Origin of the sequence: Agrobacterium sp. a22-2 (assembly GCF_012276985.1) — a bacterium.
In the GTDB taxonomy this organism is placed as follows: domain Bacteria; phylum Pseudomonadota; class Alphaproteobacteria; order Rhizobiales; family Rhizobiaceae; genus Allorhizobium.
In genome coordinates, this window is sequence record NZ_JAAXMM010000003.1 from 267,314 (window position 1) to 288,416 (window position 21,103).

The window sequence follows — 21,103 nt, forward strand, 5'->3', positions numbered from 1 at the left end:
AACTTTAGTTGGCGCCGGCGAAGGTGAGTTGCACCTTGCACGCGACGGAGCGGTCGCCCGCCTGCTCGAAGGCCTCGGTCGCCTTTTCAAGCGGAAATGCGTGGGAAATGATCGGCCGCACATCGATGACGCGGCTTGATATGAGTTCGACCGCCTGGCCGAATTCGCGGTCGAAGCGCTGCGATCCGCGCCAGACGATTTCCTTGCCGACCAGCATGTTGAGCGCAATGGTCATGTCGCCGGTGACGCCGACCTGCACGATGGTGCCGCGCGGCTTGACGGCGGCGAAAGCGGACCGTAGCGCCGGCCCGGCGGCCGAGCAGTCGAACACCAGATCGAACTTGCCCTTGTCGACCTGCCAGGCGGCAAGGCCGTCGGGATGTCGAGCGACATTGACCAGGGATGTGGCGCCCATGGCCGGGGCGCGGGCGAGTGCGGCGTCGCTCAGGTCGGTGACGACGATCTCGGCCGCCCCGGCATAACGGGCAGCCGCGACCGTCAGCAGGCCGATTGGACCGGCTCCGGTGACCAGAACCGTCGCTCCGGACAGATCTCCGGCCTGGGCGACCGCATGCAGGCAGACCGCCAGAGGTTCCGCGCAGGCGGCTTCGCCGGGCGTGATATCAGCGCCGACGGGATGGCACTGGATCGCCGGCACGATCAGCCAGTCGCGGAACATGCCCTGTTCATGGGGCAGGCGCATGGCACTGCCCATGAAGCGCATGTCGAGGCAATGAATGGGTTGACCTATGCCGCAGAAATGGCACTTGCCGCAGGGTTGCGACGGATTGACGGCCACCAGCATGCCGGCCGCGATGGTGTCCACACCCTCGCCGACCGCCTCGACATGACCTGACGCCTCGTGCCCGGCAATGATCGGTTCGCGCACCCGCACGGGGCCGAAGCCGCCGTCCTGGTAGTAATGAAGGTCGGACCCGCAGATGCCGCCGGCTGCCATGCGCAGCAGGACCTGGCCTGGGCCTGGCAATCCGGTGTCCAGCGTTTCGACCCTCAGGTCGCGTGTTGCGTGAAGACGTGCCACCCGCGTCAACATGTCTGAAGCCTTCTTCTCTCGTATCTCTTTGGCAGGGACCCCGCGCGGCCGTTGCCGCGAGGGGTAGGCCGCATCAGCGGATGAGCCCCATTTCGGTCGGCAGCCATAGCGTGATCGCCGGAATGAAGGTGATCAGCATCAGCGCGATGAACAACGGCACCAGCCAGGGTATGATGGCCATCGTGGTCCGTTCCACCGAGAGCTTGGCGACACGCGACAGCACGAAGAGCACCATGCCGAGTGGCGGATGCAGCAGCCCGATCATCAGGTTGAGGGTCATGATGAGACCGAAATGCACCGGGTCTATGTCGAACTGCTTGACCAGCGGCATCAGGATCGGGACGAGGATCGTGATCGCCGCGATCGTGTCCAGGAAGCAGCCGACGAACAGCATCAACAGGTTGACCAGGATCAGGAACGCCCATTTGTTGTCGGTGATCGACAGGATGGCATCCGACAGCAGTTGCGCCGTCTGGCTGACCGTCAGCAGCCAGGCGAAGACCGAGGCGGCAGCGACGATGAAGAGTACCGAGGCCGTGGTTTCCATCGTGTCGAAGGTCGCCTTGGCCAGCGATTTGAACGACATCGTCCGGTAGCGCACCAGGCCGAGGAACAGCGACCAAAGCACGGCGGCGACCGCTGCTTCGGTGGGCGTGAACCAGCCCATGGTCATGCCGCCGATCAGGATCACCGGGGTCATCAGCGCCATCACGGCGGAGAAGTCGAAATACCAGTCACAGGCGAGCAGCGCGATCAGCGTGATCAGGATAGCCAGATTGAGCGAGAGACCGGCGAGCGTCAGCAGATAGATGCCGAGCGGCACCATCATTACGACAACCACTTCCAGGGAGGCGCCGAGGATCACGCGCAGGCTGAAGGGCGTGTCTGAACCCCACTGCTTGACATAGGCGAAGATCATCACCGTCACCATCATCAGCACGGTCATGACGACGCCCGGAACGATGCCCGCCATAAATAGTGCGCCGATAGAGACATTGGCCATCATGCCGTAGATGACGAAGGGCAGCGAGGGCGGGAAGATCGGTCCAAGCGTAGCAGAGGCGGCCGTCACGCCGACCGCGGCCTCCACCGGATAGCCATGATCCTTCATGGCCTTGATCTCAATCGTGCCGATGCCGGCGGCATCCGCCAGCGCCGTGCCGGACATGCCGGAGAAGATCACCGAGCCGATGATGTTGACCTGCGCCAGGCCACCGCGCATCCAGCCGACCAGTGCGACGGCGAAGGCGTAGATGCGGCCCGTCACGCCTGCCGAGTTCATCAGGTTGCCGGCAAGGATGAAGAAGGGAACCGCCAGCAGCGGGAAGCTCTCGACACCGGCAATCAGCCGCTGCGCGGCGATGATATCGGGGGCGACATTGTAGAAGACGATATAGAGCACCGATGCCACGGCCATCGATACCGCAACCGGCAAGCCGATGATCATGAGGACAAGAAAAGCACCAATCAGAAGCAGCATGTGATCAATCCTCTGCGTTCTGGAACGCTTCAGGCCGCTCAAGCACCGAGTAGCCCCGGCGCATGTTGGCGACGAAGACCTGGATGGAGCGCAGGAACATCAGGACGAAGGCGGCAAGCACCGAATAAAAGACGATATTGCGCGGCAGGGCGACCGTGACCATTTCCTCGCCGGCCACGATCTCCATGTAGCGCCACATCAGCCACGAGCCGTACGCGAAGAAGCCGATCCGCACGACATCGACGACGGTCGCCAGACCCCGCGTCACTTTCGCCGGAAGGTAATGGTAGAGAACGTCCACCTGGATATGGCGCGACAGGCGCACGCACATCACCGATCCCAGAAAGACCACGCCGATCAGGCAGTTGACGGCAATTTCCTCCGTCCAGGCATAGCTGTTGTTCAGCACGTAACGGGTGAAGAATTGGAGAAAAACGCAGCCCGTCATCAGCCAGAAGATCGCGAACGTAACCCAGTCCTCGATGGCGTAGACCTTCAGGTCGATGTGAACCGGTGCATCTTCGAAAGTATGGGCAAGCTCCTCAGGGGTGACCTGAGTGTGAATTTCCTGCGTCGCAGACATAAGAAATATCCCGTCTCAAGAGTGGGGGCGGCGCGGCCGACGAATGGCCGCGCCGTAACGGAACTCACTTGATGGCGCGGATGGCTTCCCAGTCGGCCTTGTCGTAGCCGAATTCCTCGAAGGTCACCTTCTCAAGGACGGTCTTCTCGAAGTCGGCCTTGTCGACCTCTACGACGTTGATACCGCGCTTCTTGAAGTCGCCAACGAGACCTTTCTCGCGCTCCTCGATGATCTTCGTGGTGCGGGCCGCAGCCTCCTGCATCACATCGACGAAGATCTTCTTGTCCTCGTCAGACAGGCTTGCCCAACGACTCTTGGAGATCAGCGTGTTGAGGTGGTCGACGATATGGCCCGTCAGGATGATGTTCTTCTGCACTTCGAAGAATTTCTTCGCCTCGATGGTGGTCAGCGGATTTTCCTGGGCGTCGACGGTGCCGTTCTGGAGCGCCAGATAGACCTCTGCGAAGGCGATCGGCGTGGTGTTCGCACCGCAGGCGCGTGGCATGGCGAGATAGGCCGGGACATCCGGCACGCGGATCTTCAGGCCGGCCATGTCGGCGCATTTCTCGATCGGCTTGTTCGATGTCGTCTGGCGCGTGCCGTAATAGCTGACGGCCGCGATGACATTGCCGGTCTTGTCCTCATAACCCTTGGCGAGCCGCTTGAAGATGTCGCTCTTGGTATAGGCCAGCAGATGGCTCGGGTCGCGGAAGATGTAGGGGAAATAGGTAACCCCGATCGGCTTGTAGTCGCGCGCCGCAAAGCTCGAGCCGGAGATGATGATATCGACGGTGCCGAGTTTCAGGCCCTGGTTGATGTCGGCTTCCTTGCCGAGCTGCGAGGCGGGAAAGACGTCGATCTTGTAGCGGCCGTCGGTACGTTTGGCGATTTCCTCTGCGGCCCAAACGGACTCGGTATGGAACGGTTCCGACGTTTCGTAGACATGGGCCCATTTCAGAGCGGTCTCGGCCTGAGCGGCCAAGGTGGATGCCAGGACAAGGGCGGTTGCGCCCAGCACTGCTGTTAATCTGAATGTCATTCTTTCCTCCCGAATTGGTTTCAGATCTCTGTTTCCCGGTCCTGCGCACGGTGTGCGGCAGGATCAGTCTTCTCTCGCCGGCTCCTCCCCGAAGCTTTCTGAGAATCTCTTCTGGGCCAGCGTCAAGTGCCGCCGCATGGCCTCACGCGCCGCGGACGGATCGCCCGCCGCAATCGCATCGCGGATCACCCGGTGCTCCTCAAGCGCCAGTTTCCAGGTGTGCGGGCCTTCGAAATAGCTCGCCAGTTTTTCGAAATACGGAGACATGCGCCTGTCACTCAAGAGGCCCATGAAATGATGAAGTGCGCCATTGCCGATGATGCCGGCAACGGCGGTGTGAAAGGCCCTGTCGGCGGCCAGCGCCCGATTGTGATCGTTCAGCGACCGTTCCATCTGAGCGAGGAACTCGTCGAGCCGGGCAATGCCTGCTGGCGAGGTTCGCCGGGCGGCCTCTTCGGCAATCGCGCTCTCGACAATGCAGCGGGCCTGCAGGATTTCGAACGGGCCATCGCTGTCATCGGCCGGCAACACGGCCGGCCCGGCCACCGGCTTGCGCGCGATGTAGACGCCGGACCCCATGCGGATCTGGATAAGGCCTTCGACTTCGAGGACGATCAGCGCCTCGCGCACCGTCGGGCGGGACACGCCGAACCGTTCCGCCAGTTCGCGTTCGGCCGGAAGCCGCTCGCCAACGATCAACTCGCCGGTTTCGATAAGCGCACGTATCTGGTCCGCCACCTGCCTGTAGAGGCGGCGCGGCTCCAAGGCCACAAACATGGTCATCCTCCCGCGCATCGTTCCTCCCAATGCGCATCTGGTAAGGTGGTCTTACCAATTTTTCCATTAAAGCGCATTTGATTTTGGAGTCAACCGGGAGAATTGACATTTCCCAGTTTCGAGGTGGTTGCCAGCGCCGCCGGGCGGGGTCGGATGGATGACCGGAGGAACAGATGGGTGGTGCGGTCTTACAAATGGTCAGACGTGCATAAATACGAACGCACGCATGCGCAGACCGCCACCGTAGCGGTTTGCGCATGCGTGCGTTCGTCGTTTTGGCTTTGTCTGCTGTTACAGGATGAAGGCCTCTCTACCCAACGAGCCGAGATCGTCGATATGGATAGAAAAGTCCGACTTCCCGTCGCCATTCACGTCACCCCGGACATAGAGGTCCGACGCGGTCTTTTCAAAGCGCAATTCGCCGGCTTTGCCGGTGAAATCCTTGGATCCGATGAAGGTGAACGCATCATTCGCCGCGGTGCCCGCTTTCGCGTCGATTGCTCTGAGGTCGATACGGTCGCCTTTCGTAAAGTCATAGATCGTGTCGCGACCGGTCCCGGCCACCGTGGAATCCTTGAGCGTCTGGAAGACGAAAGTGTCGTTGCCCAAGCCGCCCGTCAACCGGTCCGCGCCGGTCCCTCCCTTGAGGACATCGTTGCCGGCGGCGCCTTTGAGCGCGTTGTTCCCGCTGTTGCCGGTGATGACATTGGCAAGCCCGTTGCCAGTGCCGCCGATATTGCCGGACCCGCTGAGCGTCAGCGATTCGACATTGGCGACGAGCGTGTAGCTGACCGTAGCACGGACAAGGTCTGATCCCGCACTGGCCGACTCGATCACCTTGTCGGCGGTGGCGTTGACATAATAGGTGTCGTTGCCGGCGCCGCCGTAAAGGTTGTCCCGGCCCACTCCGCCGATCAGCCGGTCATTGCCCGCTCCACCCTTCAGGATATCATTGCCGGCACCGCCATTGAGCGTGTTATGCCCGCTGTTGCCGAGCATGGTGTTGGCAAGCGCGTTGCCGGTTCCACCGATATTGCCGGCTCCGATGAGTGTGAGCATCTCGACATTGGTGGCGAGTGTGTGGCTGATCGAGGCGCGCACAAGGTCGCTGCCTGCGCCCGAGAGTTCGATCACTTTGTCGGAGCTATTATCGACGACATAGATATCGTTCCCCGTACCCCCTTCCAGCGTATCCGCGCCGGTGCCGCCGTCGAGCGTATCATTGCCGTTGCCGGAGCGAAGCACGTCGTTGCGGCCACCACCATTGACATAGTCCGCCCCGGCATGACCGATATAATCATCATTGCCGTCTCCAAGATCGATGATGGTGCCACCATATCTGACGGAGGTGAGGCCGGAGAAATCGAAGTCGTCACCATATTGCGTACCGGAGAGCGTGAAGCCGTTCAGGTCGAGCGTCTCGACGCTGGCCTCCCGGTTGAGCGTCAGCCGCTGATAGGAGACGAAGTCATCCAGCCGGATCCGATCGGTTCCCAGCCCGCCGCCGAACGTATCCATGAGGTCGTCTACAATGACGAACAGGTCGTTGCCGGCTCCTCCGTCGAAATGGTCGTTGCCCAGGCCACCATAGAGGATGTCGTTGCCATCTCCGCCATAGAGGTCATCGCCGCCCTGGTCGCCAAGCAGCGTATCGTTGCCACCGCCACCGTAGATATCGTCATTGCCGGCACCACCGCGCAGATAGTCGTCGCCGAATTCCTCTTCCGGGAAGCCGTCTTCGGGATAACCGTACAGGATGTCGGGGCTGCTGCTGCCGATGATGCGGTCATTGCCAAGCGTTCCATAATAGGTCGTCACTTTGAAATCCTTCCTCGGGGCAATCGTTTGCGCGGACGAGCCGGAGGTGACCAGCCACGCCTTCAGGCGGGGATGTTTTTGATACACCGACGGCCGGGACAAGGCGGCTCTGCCGAACTGCCGGAACAGGCCGACAAGCGGCACCGATTTTCGACGAACGGCTGTATTTCGCCGACGAGCGCGGCTCGACAGAGGCGGGAATCACAGCGATGATCCCGGCATGATCACAGTTAGCCCGGAAATCCATCTGTCCCCGCCCGCGGAGCCGCTGCGGCAGACGGCTCTCGGACGCGAGGTCGTCGTGCTGGGGCTTGCTTTCGCCGCCACGCTTTTCGTGGTGTCCAGCGTTGTCTGGGGGATCGTCGGGGTCGATCCGATCGAATCGGCGCTGGGGAAAATGATCGGTATCAGCGGTGATGCTGTTCTGGCGACCCTGATCACGCTTGTCCTGTGGCGCATCCGGGCCCTGAGCCTCGGGATCAAGGCGCTGGTGGCCTGTCTGCTATCCCTCGGCGCAGCGCCGGTTTCCGGGATGCTGGACTGGGGCATCCATATGGCCTGCGTGTGGCCCGAGCCGGTGCCCTTCAATCCGCAATATTTCGCGCAGGTGGTCGTCTTTACCACATCGGAGCTGTTCGGCTGGTCCTGCCTCTACCTGGCCCTGCAATACAATGCGCAGGTACGCGCGTCCGAGCGGCGGCTCGCCGCAATGCGCGAGGAGGCTTTGTCCGCCCAGATGCGGGCACTGCAATATCAGGTCAATCCGCACTTCCTGTTCAATACCCTCAATTCCATCGCCGGTTTGATGGAAGAAGGTTCCACCGAAACGGCGCGCGACATGGTGCTGCGATTGGCGAACTTCCTGCGGCAGACGCTGGCCCTCGACCCTATGGCGGATGTGCGGCTGGATGCAGAAATTGCCCTTCAACTGGACTATCTCGGCATAGAGGAAACCCGCTTCTCCGACCGGATGGAGGTGTCGCTCGATGTCGATCCGTCCTTTGGATCCGCAAGAGTTCCGGGCCTGATCCTTCAGCCGCTGGTCGAGAACGCCGTCAAACACGGGGTGGCCCGGACGCCGGGGCCAGCAGTGCTGATCCTTGGCGCGCGGCGAAGCGACGATGGTTCTCTCCGGCTGTGGGTCGAAAACTCCGTGCCGCTGAGCGACGCGAACCAGCCCGAGGGTATGGGGATCGGCCTTGCCAATGTCGCCAACCGGCTGGCCACCCGCTATGCCGGTGCTGCCGAATGCGTCACCGTGCCGGCCGGGCCTGGGCGCAACCGCGTCGAAATACGAATGCCGCTCGTTCTATGACGGCGCAACTGACCATCCTCGTCGTGGACGACGAGCAGATCGCGCGCCGGCGCCTTCTTCGCTTGTTGCGAACGATGGACGATGTGGTCGTGGTCGGCGAGGCGTCGGACGTGGAAACGGCCGTGACCGCCGCGCAGACGCTGCGCCCGGATCTGATGCTGCTGGATGTCCAGATGCCCGGCGGCGACGGTTTCTCAGTCATCGACCGGCTCGGTGCCTTGTCTCCTCTGGTCGTCTTCGTGACCGCGTTCGACCATCATGCGCTACAGGCTTTCGAGGTCCAGGCGGTGGACTACGTGACCAAGCCGGTCGATATTGCGCGCCTGGAAGCCGCCGTCCGACGGGCGCGGGCGACCGTTGCCGGCCAAGGTCGCGAAGAGTTGGTCGCCGATCTGCTCGCAACGGTCGAGGCCCTGCGGCGTTCCTTGCGCCAGAGCCAAAGCGCGGACCAGGGCCAGCCCCGATCGTTCTGGGTCAAGAACCGCGGCGTGCACCAGCGGATCGGAGCCGAGAGCATCGATTATATCCAGGCCGAACGCGACTATGTCCGGCTCTTTGCCGGCGGTCAGTCGCACCTGATTTCCGAGAGCATTTCGGCGATGGAAAGCCGGCTCGCACCGCTGGGCTTCCTGCGGATCCACCGCAGCACGCTGGTGCGGCGCGACACCGTGGTGCAAATGTTGCAGGGCCGATACGGCACGATGACGCTGCGCCTGCGAGATGGCACCGACCTGCGTGTCGGGCGGACATATGCCGATGACTTGCGGTCCGCACTGGGGCTTTGAACTCAGGATTTTCGCGGCGGGACGAGGGGATCGATCGCGATCCGGCCGCTGCCGAACACCATCAGCGCCAGCGCCATCGCGGCCCAAGGCAGGTGGAAATTCGCCCAGCCGTCCGGAATGGTGAGCTGGATCACCACGGTCATCAGCAGCAGGCCGAGCGCCGCAAAACGCGTTCCAAACCCTAAGACCAGGAGGACCGGCAAGACCAGTTCGCCGGTCCCTGCTGCCGCGGCCATGGTGAGCGGAAAGGGATAGGAAAACTGGTTGCCGAGGATATGCAGCTTGAACTCCTCCTGGAACAGAAACTGCGCACCGGGCGAAAGGGTCAGGAAACCGTCCCATTTCGTGAGCCCCGACTTAAAGAAGGGAACCGCCAGCGCCAGGCGCAATGCGAGAAGCGGTAGCGATGACGGAACGGATGCCAGAAGGCTTTCGACGTGCAGAATCGGTGCGGCAAGACGGGCAATCGGTCGGTTGTTAGGCGTCGTTTCGAGGCTCATGGCCGGTATCCTTTAGGGTGCGAGAGGGCTGAATGCGCCGAGGCTGATCAGCCCCGTCAGCGCCGTGCCGAAATCGAAATGGGTGTCGTCGACAAGAGCAGCCTCCGCGGCCTCAGCGAGGGTTTCGGCGCCGAATAATGCCGCAGCAAACACGGCATCCCGGGCGGCAAGGACAATCACCTCGACGGTCATTTCCGGTCGCACGATCAGCACGGTCTCGGGCTGCCAGCTGGCGGGCGGCCGGACCATCTCTTGCTGATGGGCATTCCAGATCGAGCCGATCGGATAATTCGAGCCGATGAGGCTTGCGGAGGGATGGGGAACAAGCCGCAGGTCGCCGAGGCTTGCCGGTGCGATGGCCGCGATATCCGCAAGGGCGAGCGGGATTGCGTCCGCTGCGTGATAGGCTCGCCGCCAGGCGATCTCGATCCGCGCGATATCCGGCAGATAGGCAAGGGCTTGCGCCGGCGGGAACTGCGCGATGAACTCCGGAAAGTCGCGGCCATAGTCCATCATCAGCGGTGTCGACGGCCGGCGATCCTGGGCATAGATCCGTGCCATGGCGGCAAAGAAGTCGGAGCCGACCAACCGCGCCGTGACCGGAAAGTTCTGGGCCAGCGCCCGGGTCAGCCCGACGAAGACATTGTTGCGGTAGACCGCAAAGCGCGCCGTGTCGGCCTCGCCGCGGGCGGTGGTGATGCCGTCGGGCAGCGGCCGGTCGGAGTGCAGCAATGCCCCGATGAAACTCGCCTGGCTGGTCGCGAAATCCATGGTCAGGCCGCCTGGATCTGTCGGCTGTTGCGACCGGCCGCTTCTGCGGCCAGCATCGCATCCGCGCGCCTGGCCTCGGCAAACAGGGTTGCGAAATCCGGGACGTCATTGTCCCATTCGATCAGCGTCGGACACGGTCCGCAGCGCTGTAGTGTGTGTTGGTAGAGGGCTATCACGTCGCTTTTGACCGCCGTGCCATGGGCGTCGATGAGCAGCCGATCGCCGGCATCGTCGACCGTTTCGTCATATCCCGCCAGATGGATCTCGCCGACGAACTCCATCGGGAAGCGATCGATATAGGCGGTAGCGTCCAGCCGGTGGTTGACCGCCGAGACCGTGACATTGTTGACGTCGAGCAGCAGGCCGCAGCCGGTGCGCCGGGCGATTTCCGCCAGGAAGTCGATCTCGTCGATCGTACTGTCCTTGAATAATACATAGGTCGAGGGGTTTTCGAGCAGCAGTCGCTGGCCGAGCGCCTGCTGGGTCTCGTCGACATGGTCGATGACGCGCGCCAGGGTTTCCGGCGTGTAGGGCAGCGGCAGAAGATCGTTCAGGAAGCCTGTGTCGTGGGTCGACCAGGCCAGATGTTCGGAGAAGCTCTGGGGTTTGTAGCGCTCGATCAGGGCGCGCAACCGCTTGAGATGAGCCCGGTCGAGCCCCTGGGCGGCGCCGATCGACAGGCCGACGCCATGCAGCGACAGGGGATAGAGTTCGGCGATCGCCTCGAGGTAACGGTGCGGCGGGCCGCCGGCGCCCATGTAGTTTTCGGCATGCACTTCAAAGAAGCCGACATCCGGCCGATCGGTCAAAATGGTCTCGTAATGTTCGGGTTTGAGGCCGAGGCCGGCGCGGGCCGGCAGGGCGGGGGCTTTTGCGGCGGTCATGTTGGCTCTCCTTTGCCATGTCGATGCATGCGGAGGCCCGGACAGGCCGGGCCTCCGCGGCAAGGGTCAGCCCTTCATGGGTTCCAGGGTGCCCATGTGGCCATCGACATTCATGCTCGTGCAGGTACCGGCCGGAACGGCCTTCCAGGCATTGCCCTGATAGTCCATCGTCGAGGTGCCGGCGCAGGTCGTGCCTGCGCCGGCGGCGCAATCGTTCTGGCCCTTCAGCGAAATGCCGTAGCACTTCTCGTTGCCGACCATTTTTTCCGCCGGCAGGGGAGCGGCGAAGGAAACTGAGGCAAGGGCCGTGGCGAGCGAGCCGGCGAGAGCGAGGGTGAGCGTGGAACGGTTCATGGATGTTCTCCTCTTGGAATGTCCGCGGGCCGGTCATCGGCCGCGTATTCCTGTCTTCGAACCGAACAACTCGGTTGTTACAGTCGCTCGCAAACACGAAAGCGTGATTGGCGGTTTGGCCTCGTTGGACATTATTTCCGCCGCCGCGTAACAAGAAGGCCGCTGCGCACGTATGGGAGAGACAGGCATTGAGCGTTCGCGACGAAGATGAGCTTGCCGGTCTGCTGCGCGCCGCGATTGCCGGCGACGAGAAGGCTTATGCGGCGTTTCTGGGCAGGACGGCGGCCATCGTGCGCGGCTTTGTGCGCCGCAAGATCGTGCGCGGTGGCGTCGATCCGGAAGACATCGTGCAGGAAACACTGCTGGCGATCCATCTGAAGCGCCATACCTGGCGTCAGGACGCGTCGGTTTTGCCCTGGATCTATGCCATCGCCCGCTTCAAGCTGATCGACGCGTTTCGCCGCCGCGGCCGGGTTGTCGAGGTCGAGATCGACGATATTGCGGAAAGCTATGCCCAGCCGGAAACGGAGACGGTGAGCGACCGCGATATAGACCGGGTGCTGGACGGACTGGCGCCGGGTCAGCGTTCGGTCGTGGCGGCCATTTCTGTCGACGGGCACTCGATCGGCGAGACGGCCGTGAAGCTGAACATGACCGAAACGGCGGTTCGCGTGGCGCTGCATCGCGGCCTGCAGTCGATTGTAAGGAAGTTTGGACGGAGCGTGACATGAAGACCGATGATCTCATCAAGGCCCTGCAGGCCGACGGTTCGAAACCGGTCTTGCCGCTCAGGCGCGCCTGGGTCGTGGCAGCCGTTCTGGCGACGGTCATCGCGGCGATTGCCTTTTTCATCCTGCTCGGTCCGCGCCCCGACATTGCCGTGGCAGTCCACACGCTGCGCTTCCTGTTCAAGTTCGTCCTGACGCTGACGCTGACCGGCACGGCCTTTGTCTATCTGAGGGCGCTTGCTCGACCCGGCGCGAACACGGCACATATCGCGCCCTGGCTGGTGGTCGGCCCCGTGCTGATCGGCTTAGCGGTCGTCGCCGAACTGTTTGCCGTGCCGGCTGATCAATGGGCGACCTACTGGCAAGGTCAAAACAATCTCGTGTGCATGACCTATATCCCGATCATCGGTCTCGGGCCGCTCGCCGCGTTCCTGGCAGCCCTTCGCCATGGCGCGCCGACCCGCCCACGCCTTGCCGGCGCCATTGCTGGCCTGCTGGCCGGCGGACTGGCTGCAACCTTCTATGCCGCCCATTGCCCGGATGATTCGCCGCTGTTTGTTGCCACCTGGTATTCGGTCGCGATTGCCATTCTGATGGCGCTCGGCATGGGCCTCGGGCCCCGCGTCGCCCGCTGGTAATCACCAGAAAGAGCCTGGCGACGTGGCGGACCGGCTGCAAAGGCTCGCGATCCCGGCATGACCTGTGCCATAGTGCGGTCTCCTCATGAAAGCGATTCCATGCCGCAGACGCCCCACCGTATCGATGCCCTGTTCGACAAGGCCCCCTTTGACCGCGACGGGACGAAAGATCCGCTTGCCATCCTGAAGCAGGTCTATGGCTATCCGGCCTTTCGCGGCAAGCAGGCCGCCGTCATCAACCAGGTGGTCTCGGGCGGCGATGCGGTCGTGCTGTTTCCAACCGGCGCCGGCAAATCCCTGTGCTTCCAGATCCCGGCCCTGTGCCGTGACGGTGTCGGCATCGTCGTGTCGCCGCTGATCGCGCTGATGCGCGACCAGGTGGAAGCCCTGAAGCAATTGGGCGTCAGGGCCGCAGCGCTCAATTCCTCGCTGACGCGGGACGAATATGCGGATGTCCGCCGGGCGATTGCCAATGGCGCGCTGGATCTTCTCTATGTGACGCCGGAGCGTATCGTCACGCCGGCCTTCAAGGAAGTGATCGGCAATGCGAAGATTTCGCTGTTTGCTATCGATGAGGCCCATTGCGTGTCCCAGTGGGGCCATGATTTCCGGCCGGAATATCGCGAGCTTGGCCGGCTGGCTGAGGACTATCCCGGCGTGCCGCGGCTGGCGCTGACGGCAACGGCCGATCCGCATACCCGCGAAGACATCATCGACAAGCTGGCCCTGCGCTCGGCCGAAGTGTTCACGACATCGTTCGACAGGCCGAACATCGCCTACGAAATCGTCGAACGCGACCAGCCGCGCCAGCAGCTGCTGCGCTTTCTGAACCGCCACAAGGGATCGAGCGGCATCGTCTACTGCCTGTCTCGCGCCAAGGTAGAGGACACGTCCGAATGGCTGAACACCCAAGGGGTGCGGTCGCTCGCCTATCACGCCGGCATGGACCGCGCCGTGCGTGACGCCAACCAGGATGCCTTTCTTAAGGAAGAGGATCTCTGCCTGGTGGCCACCGTCGCCTTTGGCATGGGCATCGACAAGCCGAACGTGCGTTACGTCGCCCATCTCGACCTGCCGGGCTCGGTCGAGGCCTATTATCAGGAAACCGGACGCGCCGGGCGCGACGGGCTGCCGTCGGATGTCTGGATGGCCTATGGCATGGCCGATGTCATCCAGCGCGGCCGGATGATCGACCAGGGCACGTCGGGCGACGATATCAAGCGTGTCGAACGGGCCAAGCTCAATGCACTGCTGGCGATCTGCGAGACCCCCGGCTGCCGGCGCCAGGCGATTCTTGCCCATTTCGGCGAGGCGCATGGCGGTTCGTGCGGCAATTGCGACACCTGCCTGAAACCCGTCGAGACCTGGGACGGAACCGATGCGGCGATCAAGGCTTTGGCGGCGATCTACCGGACCGGCGAACGCTTCGGCACTGGCCATCTGATCGACGTGCTGCTCGGACTTGAAAACGAAAAGACCGCCCGCTTCGGCCATGTCGACATGCCGGTCTTCGGGGTCGGCAAGGACATTCCCTCCAAGACCTGGCAGTCGGTCTATCGCCAACTCTTGGCTGCCGGTCTCGTCAGCGTCGATCACGACGCCTTCGGGGCGCTGAAGCTGGAGCCGGACGCGCGGGCCGTCTTCAAGCGCGAACGGGAAGTTCGCTTCCGCAAGGACCGGCCGACCACCGGCAAGGCCTCGCGGACCGCATCGGCGAGTTCGACGAATGCCAAAGCCGGGCTGGAAGGATCGGATCTCGAACTTTTCGAGGCGCTCCGCGGTGCCCGCATGGCGATCGCCAAGGAGCTTGCCGTGCCGCCCTATGTCGTTTTCCCGGACACGACGCTGGTTGCGTTTGCCACCGAGCGCCCGACCAGCCGCGACGCGCTGCTTGGTATTTCGGGCGTCGGCCAGTCTAAGCTGGAGCGTTATGGCGATGCCTTCCTGAAGGTGATCCGGGCACATCAGAGATAGGTTGGCAGGAGCCTGTTCACGCTGCGCAAGTCAGGGGCGCTTGAAGGACTTCGGCAAAGAGCCGTTGATAAAATGGTCCTGCCGTGTTTTGTCTCGATCGCCCTTCAATGACGGACCCTTGTGATGATCACCCTCCAGCAGGTTGCCTCCCGCGCCGGCTGCTCGATTGCAACCGTATCGCGCGTCTTGAACCGTACAGGACCGGTCAGCGATGACATGGTCCGCAGGGTCCGCCGTGCGGCGGCCGAACTTGGCTATCGCCCGGCGGGCGGCGCATCGGGCTCGCCGCGACGGCGTCCGGTGGTCGGCGTGCTCATCCCGAGCATCACCAATCCCGTTTTTGCCGCCTCCCTGTCCAGCATTCAGAACCGCATGCTGGTGGCCGGCCATGGCGTTTTGATCGCCCAGTCGGATTATGACCCGGCCCGCGAGCTGGACGCGGTCGCGGCCCTGCTCAACGAACAGCCGACCGGATTGATCCTCACCGTCTGCGATGCGGAGACCAGCAAGGCATTGTCCGACGATCTGCCGCCGACGGTACTTCTGGGCAATGCGCCGACGGGTCGGTTTCCCGCAGCCGTCAGCGCCGACAATCGCCAGGCCAGCCGCGATATCACCGAGCATCTTCTCGCGCTCGGCCATAAGCAGATCCTCTTCGTCTCCGGCCACTTTGCCGCCTCCGATCGGGCAAGGCTGCGCTACAGCGGGTATTGCGATGCCATGGCGGCCGCCGATCTGCCCGGGCTTGAGGCGTTGCAGATCCCCTTTGTCGACGGCTTCGATGCGCTCGATCTGTCCGACGCGCTGTCCCGCTTCGCGCCCTCGGCGATCATCGCCTCCAACGATCTCCTGGCGCTGGGCGTTATTGCGGCACTCAGGCGTCAGGGTCTTTCGGTGCCGGGGGATATCTCCGTTGCAGGCTTCGACGGCATTGCCATCGGCCGGCTGACCCATCCCATACTGACCACCGTCGAGATGCCGGATGCGACCATGGGGGCAGCTGCCGCCTCGCTGCTCCTCGACATGGCCGAAAATGCGGTGGCGCCGCGCCATCTGCAGGTGGCGCACCGCCTGCGTTCCGGGGGCTCGGTGCGCGATGTCCGCAGCGAGGCCTGAGGGTCTGCAACGCAAAACGGCCGCCCCGAAGAGGCGGCCGCTGATTGTCTTCAGGTTTTAGATCAGCTGCGCGGCAGCAGGCTTTCGACTTCGGCGGCTGCGTCGTCGAGGGCTTCCTTCGGCGTGGCCGACTGCTCGATGATGCGCGACATGTTCTCGACGATCGCCTGGGTGACCTTGACGCCGTTGCTGCCCGGGAAGGCGTACCAAGGCTGCATCAGCGGCATCTGCTCGAGACCGGCTCGGAACAGCGGATTTTCCTGGTAGAAGGTGCCGAGATAATCCGGCGACTTGGCGGCCAGTTCGTTGTTCGGGACATAGCCGGTGCCGGGGACCACAACCGAGGCGCCATAGGGGCCGGCGGCGAACTTGGCGAATTTCCAGGCGGCAGCCTGCTTCTCGGCATCCTTGGTGAGGATGACGACGGCATTGCCGCCGGTCGGCAGACGGCCGTTTTCGGGATCGATCAGCGGAATATGCGCGGTGCGCAGGTCGAACTTGCCGCCGACATTCTTGATGGTGTTGCGCAGTGCGCCGGTGGTCTGGAAGGCAAAGCCGATCTTGCCTGCCGTGAACGCCTGCTCGCCGGCCTGCTTGGTCAGAACCGGCAGACCGCCTTCCTTGACCATGCGGTCGAGCACTTCGACGGCCTTCTGGCCTTCGGGACCGTTGAAGGCGACCTTACTTTCGTCGTCACTCAGCATCTGGCCGCCGGCGCCGAACAGCAGCGCGGAGAACATCCAGTCGTCGCCCTGCCAGCGGAAGTCGATGCCTTCATTGCCGTCGCCGAGCGCCTTGATCTTGGCGCCGAGTTCGATCACTTCGTCCCAGGTCTTCGGCGGAACGTCGGGATTGCCGCCGGCAGCCTTCACCAGGTCGGCATTGTAATACATGATCGGGTTGGACGTGGCGAAGGCGAGGCCCACCTGCTTGCCCTTGACCTGGGCGAGCTTCAGAATGTTGTCCGAAAAGCCCTTTTCGGCCATATCGCCCTCGGCGGCGACCAGCGGCGTCAGGTCGACGGGGATGTCGCGTTCGTTGAGCATGCGCAGGCGGTTGAGGCCGATGAAGGTGACGTCGGGCATTTCGGCGGTGCCGGCCTGACGCATGATGGTCTGGATGCCTTCCTCATAGGTGGCCGAAGGATTGGCGAAGGCGATCTTGATGTCCGGATTTTCTTCCATGAACTTCTTGGAGATCGTGTCCATCACGTCCTTGAAGAAGCCGGGCATGGGGTAATGGATGGTCAGCGTCGTTTCGGCATGGGCCGGGATCGAGATGGCCATCAACACCGCGGCTGCGGCGGCGAGGGTCTGCTTGATGCGTTTCATGGCAGGGGTCTCCTTGGGTTGCGACTTGGAATGGCGACCGGTCAGCCTTTGAGGCCGGTCATGGTGATGCCCTCGACGAACCGTCGCTGCGCGAGCAGGAAGGCGACGACAAGGGGAAGGGTGATGATGAGCGTTGCGGCCATCAGCGCGCCGTAATCGTCTCCGGCCTCGGCGGCGCGGAAGTAGAGCAGTCCGAGCGGCGGCGTGGCATAGGTCTGGTTGGTGACGACGATCAGCGGCCAGAACAGGTCGTTCCAGTGGGCGACCACCGAGAAGATCGCAAAGGCGGTCACCGCCGGCCAGGCGTTCGGCACGATGACCCGCGCCACGATGCCGCCTTCCGACATGCCGTCGAGGCGGGCGGCGTGGATCAGGTCGTCCGGCATGGCGCGGAAGAACTGCAGGAACAGGAAGATGGCAAAGACTGAGATCGAAAACGGCGCGACCAGCGCCAGGTAGCTGTTGAGGATCGACATCCGGTCGAAGGCCACATAGAGCGGCAGGGCGGTCGCATGGATCGGCACCAGCAGACCGAGCATGACCAGCGCCATCATGAAACGGGCGGCGCGGAATTTCAGCTTGGCCATGGCATAGGCGCAGGGCACGGCGACCAGGACCTGGATCACCAGGATCAGCCCGCAGACGATGACGCCGTTGAGGAGCAGCGTCTGCATCGAAACCCGCGTCATGGCCTTGGTGAAATTCTCGACATAGGCCCATTTCTCGGGGATCAGCGACAGCGACGACGAGAAGATCTCGCTCTGGCCCTTGCCGGCGGTCGAGATCATGAAGATGTAGGGCGCCAGGAAGATCAGCGCGCCGAGCGACAGCAGCATGAGGCGAAACAGCCGCCCGAAGGTCATGGTTTGCGTCATCATGTGTAATGCACCTGCTTGTCGAGGAAGCGGTATTGCAGGACCATCAGCACCACGAGGATGGCGAGGAACACCACGGTCATCGCTGAGGCGTAGCCGACCTTCAGATAGACGAAGCCCTCGTGATAGATGGTGAAGAGCAGCATTTCGGAGGCCTTGTTCGGGCCACCTTCGGTCAGCGTTTTCACCGTCTCGAACACCTTGACCGAATTGATGACGCTGATCGTCGTCACAAACAGCGTGGTCGGCCCCAGCATCGGCCAGGTGACCAGCCGGAAGCGGTCCAGGGCGGATTTCGCACCATCCACTTCGGCTGCGGCATAGAGTTCGCGCGGGATGGCGGTGAGGCCGGCCAGAAACAGCACCATGTTGAAGCCGACCGACTGCCAGATGCCGATGACCGAGAGGCCGTAGAGAACCGTCGAGGAGGCGCCGAGCCAATTGGGACCGGGAATGCCGACGAGTGCGAGTAGGGCATTGATCGGTCCGATGCTCGGATGGAACAGATATTGCCAGACGGTCGCCATGGCGACCAGCAGCGAGGCGACGGGCAGGAAATAGACGGTGCGGAAGAAATCCCGGCCGCGCGGTTCCGATTCGATCAGCAGCGCCACGCCGAGGCCGAGTGCTATCGACACCGGGGTGACGATGGCGGTGTAGACCGTGGTGTTCCACAGCGAACGGCGGAATGTCCGGTCATGAAAGAGTTCGGCGTAGTTTTCGAAACCGATGAAGCGGAAGCTGCCATAGCCAAGCTCGAAATCGGTAAAGCCGAGCACGATGACGGCAAGCGTCGGCAGGACGATGAACACCAGCATCAGGACGATGGCCGGAGAGGCCAGCAGCCAGGCGGTCCTGGCTTCACGTCGGCCGGCCGCCTCGATCGGCGTGAAATGGGCGACGGCCTCAGCCATGGACCATCTCCCGAGCGGTGCTGAGCGGCTGCGCCGCAAGCCGCCTGCCGTCTTCGGCAAACAGCATGACGCGGGCCGGATCGAAGTCGAGATTGATTGGCTGGCCGGCGACAAGGCCACGGGCCTCTGCCGGCGCCACCTTGGCCAGCACGATGTCGCCGATGGCCGAGAGCCTGGCAAAGACGATGACCTCAGAGCCGAGGAATTCCAGCCGCTCGACCTTTGCCGCCATGGCGCCCTGGCCGTCGGCGCGCAGATGCACGAATTCCGGCCGGACGCCGAGTGTGACGGTCGCGCCCGCCGCCATCGGCTGAGACGAGGCCAGACGCAGCCCGCCGAACTGCACCACGCCTTGTTCGTCGCTCTGGCCGGTCAGAAGGTTGATGCGCGGCTGGCCGATGAAGCGGGCGACCTCGATATGGCTCGGATCGTCGTAGATGACTTGCGGCGAGGCCAATTGCAGCAGGCTGCCGCCGATCATCACGGCGACGCGGTCGGCCATGGACAAGGCCTCGGACTGGTCGTGCGTGACATAAAGCGTCGGCACGCCGGCGCGGCGGTGCAGGTCGACGATCTCGCCGCGGGCATGGACGCGCAGGTTGGCGTCGAGATTGGAGAGCGGCTCATCCATCAGGAAGACGCTTGGATTGCGCACCATGGCGCGGGCAAGCGCGACGCGCTGGCGCTGGCCGCCGGACATCTGGCCGGGCTTGCGGTCGAGCAGGTGGTCGATCTTGAGCGATGCGGCCATGGTCTGGACGCGCGCCTGAATATCGGCACAGATCTGGCGCTGGCCGGGCAGAAGCCCGCCGATGACGGGCAGGCGCTGGGCGGCGGTCAGGTTGCGCATGGCGAGCGGCACGGCAATGTTCTGGCCGGCGGTCAGATGCGGATAAAGGGCATAGGACTGGAACACCATGGCGATGTTGCGGTCGGCGGCGGCCAGATGAGAGACTTCTGCACCGTTGATCTGGATGGCGCCGGTATCGGCATGGTCGAGGCCGGCGACAATGCGCAGAAGCGTGCTCTTGCCGCAGCCGGAGGGACCGACCAGCGCGATGAATTCACCGGCCTCTGCCTCCAGCGACACGCCCTTCAGGATCGCGTTGCCGCCGAAGGACTTGGTGACGTCACGCAGCGAGAAGGCGCTCATTCGGCAGCCTCCGGCGCGTGCTTCGGTTTCGCCTGCGGGTAGACCTCGTGGATAATCTCGTCGATCACATGGGCGGTCAGCTCGGGCAGGGTGACGATCTCGCTGGTCACACCTTCGCCCAGCGTGTGGATGACCGCTCCGACCAGCCGCTCGCCGGGCATTTCGCGCTCCAGCGTGTCGATGATGAAGGCCGAGGAGGGCCCCCAGACCAGCGTGGTGTTGTCGAACTGGCCCTTCCAGGCCCAGTGCAGATGGCCGCTGGCAAACAGCGCGACATCATGAGCGGCGATCAGGTCGTAGAGCCGCTGGCGCGGCGCCGGGCGGATGCTCCAGTAACCGGTATCGCCTTCCTGGGGATCATCGACGAACAGCGGCTTGTGGGTGAAGATCGCCACGCGCCGGCCGTCGCGCCCGCCCAGCACCTGTTCCAGCCATACAAACTGTTCTGCTTCTTCCGCATCGTCAAAGCCGAACAGCAGGCCGTTCAGGCCGATCAGCAGCCAGCCGTCAACCGCTTTTGCCCAGCGATCAGCGCCGACGGCCTCGCGCCAGCGGGCCAGTCGTTCGGCATCGACCGGCTGGTGAGAGCCGGGCAGGTGGCCGACATCATGATTGCCCGGAACGAGCAGCATCGGCGCGGTGACATCGGCCATAAGGCCCATGCAGAAGGTCAGGTCTTCCACGAGATCGGCACCATCGACGCTCAGATCACCGGTATGGATGACAAGATCGGCGTTCTGCGCATTGACCCAGCGGGCCAGCGGCTCCCAATTGCCGTTGAAATGCGGCTTGCTGGGGCTGAGATGGGTATCGGTGATCTGGACGATCTTCATGGGCTTTGGCTCCGCATCGGCTGTGCAAGGGGGACGGATCAATGTCCGACCGCTTTCGCAGCGTCTTTAGTGCCCACATATGTCAGTGGATTGACGGGGGTTTTCAGTCCGTTTTCAGCTTTGTCGCATAAGTGTCAGCATCCGCCCGGCTCCGGGCCTGGACATTAATCACCGCGTCCTT

At 63.2% G+C, this 21,103-nt stretch carries 21 protein-coding genes; 6 read left to right on the forward strand and 15 right to left on the reverse strand.

The window, feature by feature from the left end:
- Positions 1-4 precede the first annotated feature (4 nt).
- The 6 genes from HFC70_RS06725 to HFC70_RS06750 form a co-directional block, all read right to left on the reverse strand.
- Entirely contained in the window at positions 5-1,054 is a 1,050-nt protein-coding gene (locus HFC70_RS06725; protein WP_168472447.1) for an L-idonate 5-dehydrogenase, read from the reverse strand.
- A gap of 73 nt (positions 1,055-1,127) precedes the next feature.
- Positions 1,128-2,534, reverse strand: a complete 1,407-nt coding sequence (locus tag HFC70_RS06730) for a TRAP transporter large permease (RefSeq protein ID WP_168472448.1) — start codon at positions 2,532-2,534, stop codon at positions 1,128-1,130.
- Positions 2,535-2,538: 4 nt separating this feature from the next.
- Positions 2,539-3,117 carry a TRAP transporter small permease gene (locus tag HFC70_RS06735; protein WP_168472449.1) on the reverse strand — a complete coding sequence of 193 codons (579 nt, stop codon included), beginning with the start codon at positions 3,115-3,117 and terminating at the stop codon, positions 2,539-2,541.
- Between the two features lie 64 nt (positions 3,118-3,181).
- Complete coding sequence (locus tag HFC70_RS06740; RefSeq protein WP_168472450.1) at positions 3,182-4,156, reverse strand: sialic acid TRAP transporter substrate-binding protein SiaP; 975 nt, start codon at positions 4,154-4,156, stop codon at positions 3,182-3,184.
- Between the two features lie 63 nt (positions 4,157-4,219).
- A complete protein-coding gene (locus HFC70_RS06745; RefSeq protein WP_168472451.1) occupies positions 4,220-4,933 on the reverse strand; it encodes a FadR/GntR family transcriptional regulator in 714 nt (237 codons plus the stop codon).
- 291 nt (positions 4,934-5,224) lie between these two features.
- Positions 5,225-6,751: a calcium-binding protein gene (locus HFC70_RS06750; protein WP_168472452.1), complete on the reverse strand. Its 1,527-nt coding sequence runs from the start codon at positions 6,749-6,751 to the stop codon at positions 5,225-5,227.
- A 220-nt stretch (positions 6,752-6,971) separates the two neighbouring features.
- On the opposite strand from HFC70_RS06750, the gene HFC70_RS06755 reads away from it, so the two are divergent.
- Positions 6,972-8,066 carry a sensor histidine kinase gene (locus tag HFC70_RS06755; RefSeq protein ID WP_168472453.1) on the forward strand — a complete coding sequence of 365 codons (1,095 nt, stop codon included), beginning with the start codon at positions 6,972-6,974 and terminating at the stop codon, positions 8,064-8,066.
- Complete coding sequence (locus HFC70_RS06760; RefSeq protein WP_168472454.1) at positions 8,063-8,851, forward strand: LytTR family DNA-binding domain-containing protein; 789 nt, start codon at positions 8,063-8,065, stop codon at positions 8,849-8,851. The genes HFC70_RS06755 and HFC70_RS06760 overlap by 4 nt, the downstream gene beginning before the upstream one ends.
- A gap of 2 nt (positions 8,852-8,853) precedes the next feature.
- Here the strand turns inward: HFC70_RS06760 and HFC70_RS06765 are convergent, their stop codons facing one another.
- The 4 genes from HFC70_RS06765 to HFC70_RS06780 all read right to left on the reverse strand — a co-directional run bounded on the left by HFC70_RS06765 (position 8,854) and on the right by HFC70_RS06780 (position 11,360).
- A complete protein-coding gene (locus HFC70_RS06765) occupies positions 8,854-9,351 on the reverse strand; it encodes a DoxX family protein (RefSeq protein ID WP_168472455.1) in 498 nt (165 codons plus the stop codon).
- A gap of 12 nt (positions 9,352-9,363) precedes the next feature.
- Entirely contained in the window at positions 9,364-10,122 is a 759-nt protein-coding gene (locus tag HFC70_RS06770) for a DUF2063 domain-containing protein (protein ID WP_168472456.1), read from the reverse strand.
- A 2-nt stretch (positions 10,123-10,124) separates the two neighbouring features.
- Positions 10,125-11,006 (reverse strand): DUF692 family multinuclear iron-containing protein, encoded by an 882-nt coding sequence (locus HFC70_RS06775; protein WP_168472457.1) that lies wholly within the window; start codon positions 11,004-11,006, stop codon positions 10,125-10,127.
- Positions 11,007-11,072: 66 nt separating this feature from the next.
- Entirely contained in the window at positions 11,073-11,360 is a 288-nt protein-coding gene (locus HFC70_RS06780; RefSeq protein WP_168472458.1) for a DUF2282 domain-containing protein, read from the reverse strand.
- A gap of 188 nt (positions 11,361-11,548) precedes the next feature.
- Here HFC70_RS06780 and HFC70_RS06785 point away from each other — a divergent pair, with 188 nt between their 5' ends.
- From HFC70_RS06785 to HFC70_RS06800, 4 genes are all read left to right on the forward strand, one after another.
- On the forward strand, positions 11,549-12,091 hold the full coding sequence (locus HFC70_RS06785) for a sigma-70 family RNA polymerase sigma factor (RefSeq protein WP_168472459.1): 543 nt from the start codon (positions 11,549-11,551) through the stop codon (positions 12,089-12,091).
- Positions 12,088-12,726 (forward strand): NrsF family protein, encoded by a 639-nt coding sequence (locus HFC70_RS06790; RefSeq protein ID WP_168472460.1) that lies wholly within the window; start codon positions 12,088-12,090, stop codon positions 12,724-12,726. The genes HFC70_RS06785 and HFC70_RS06790 overlap by 4 nt, the downstream gene beginning before the upstream one ends.
- Positions 12,727-12,825: 99 nt before the next feature.
- Positions 12,826-14,700, forward strand: coding sequence for a DNA helicase RecQ (gene recQ, locus HFC70_RS06795; protein WP_168472461.1), 1,875 nt, complete (start codon positions 12,826-12,828; stop codon positions 14,698-14,700).
- A 123-nt stretch (positions 14,701-14,823) separates the two neighbouring features.
- Positions 14,824-15,816, forward strand: coding sequence for a substrate-binding domain-containing protein (locus tag HFC70_RS06800; protein ID WP_168472462.1), 993 nt, complete (start codon positions 14,824-14,826; stop codon positions 15,814-15,816).
- A 62-nt stretch (positions 15,817-15,878) separates the two neighbouring features.
- Here the strand turns inward: HFC70_RS06800 and HFC70_RS06805 are convergent, their stop codons facing one another.
- From HFC70_RS06805 to HFC70_RS06825, 5 genes are read right to left on the reverse strand one after another with little or no spacing between them, the layout of a single operon-like run.
- Complete coding sequence (locus HFC70_RS06805) at positions 15,879-17,147, reverse strand: ABC transporter substrate-binding protein (RefSeq protein ID WP_168472463.1); 1,269 nt, start codon at positions 17,145-17,147, stop codon at positions 15,879-15,881.
- A gap of 41 nt (positions 17,148-17,188) precedes the next feature.
- Positions 17,189-18,025 (reverse strand): carbohydrate ABC transporter permease, encoded by an 837-nt coding sequence (locus HFC70_RS06810; protein WP_168472464.1) that lies wholly within the window; start codon positions 18,023-18,025, stop codon positions 17,189-17,191.
- Entirely contained in the window at positions 18,022-18,936 is a 915-nt protein-coding gene (locus tag HFC70_RS06815; protein WP_168472465.1) for a carbohydrate ABC transporter permease, read from the reverse strand. The genes HFC70_RS06810 and HFC70_RS06815 overlap by 4 nt, the downstream gene beginning before the upstream one ends.
- On the reverse strand, positions 18,929-20,089 hold the full coding sequence (locus tag HFC70_RS06820; protein WP_168472466.1) for an ABC transporter ATP-binding protein: 1,161 nt from the start codon (positions 20,087-20,089) through the stop codon (positions 18,929-18,931). The genes HFC70_RS06815 and HFC70_RS06820 overlap by 8 nt, the downstream gene beginning before the upstream one ends.
- On the reverse strand, positions 20,086-20,922 hold the full coding sequence (locus HFC70_RS06825) for a metallophosphoesterase (RefSeq protein WP_168472467.1): 837 nt from the start codon (positions 20,920-20,922) through the stop codon (positions 20,086-20,088). Before HFC70_RS06825 ends, HFC70_RS06820 begins: the two co-directional genes overlap by 4 nt.
- Positions 20,923-21,103 lie beyond the last annotated feature (181 nt).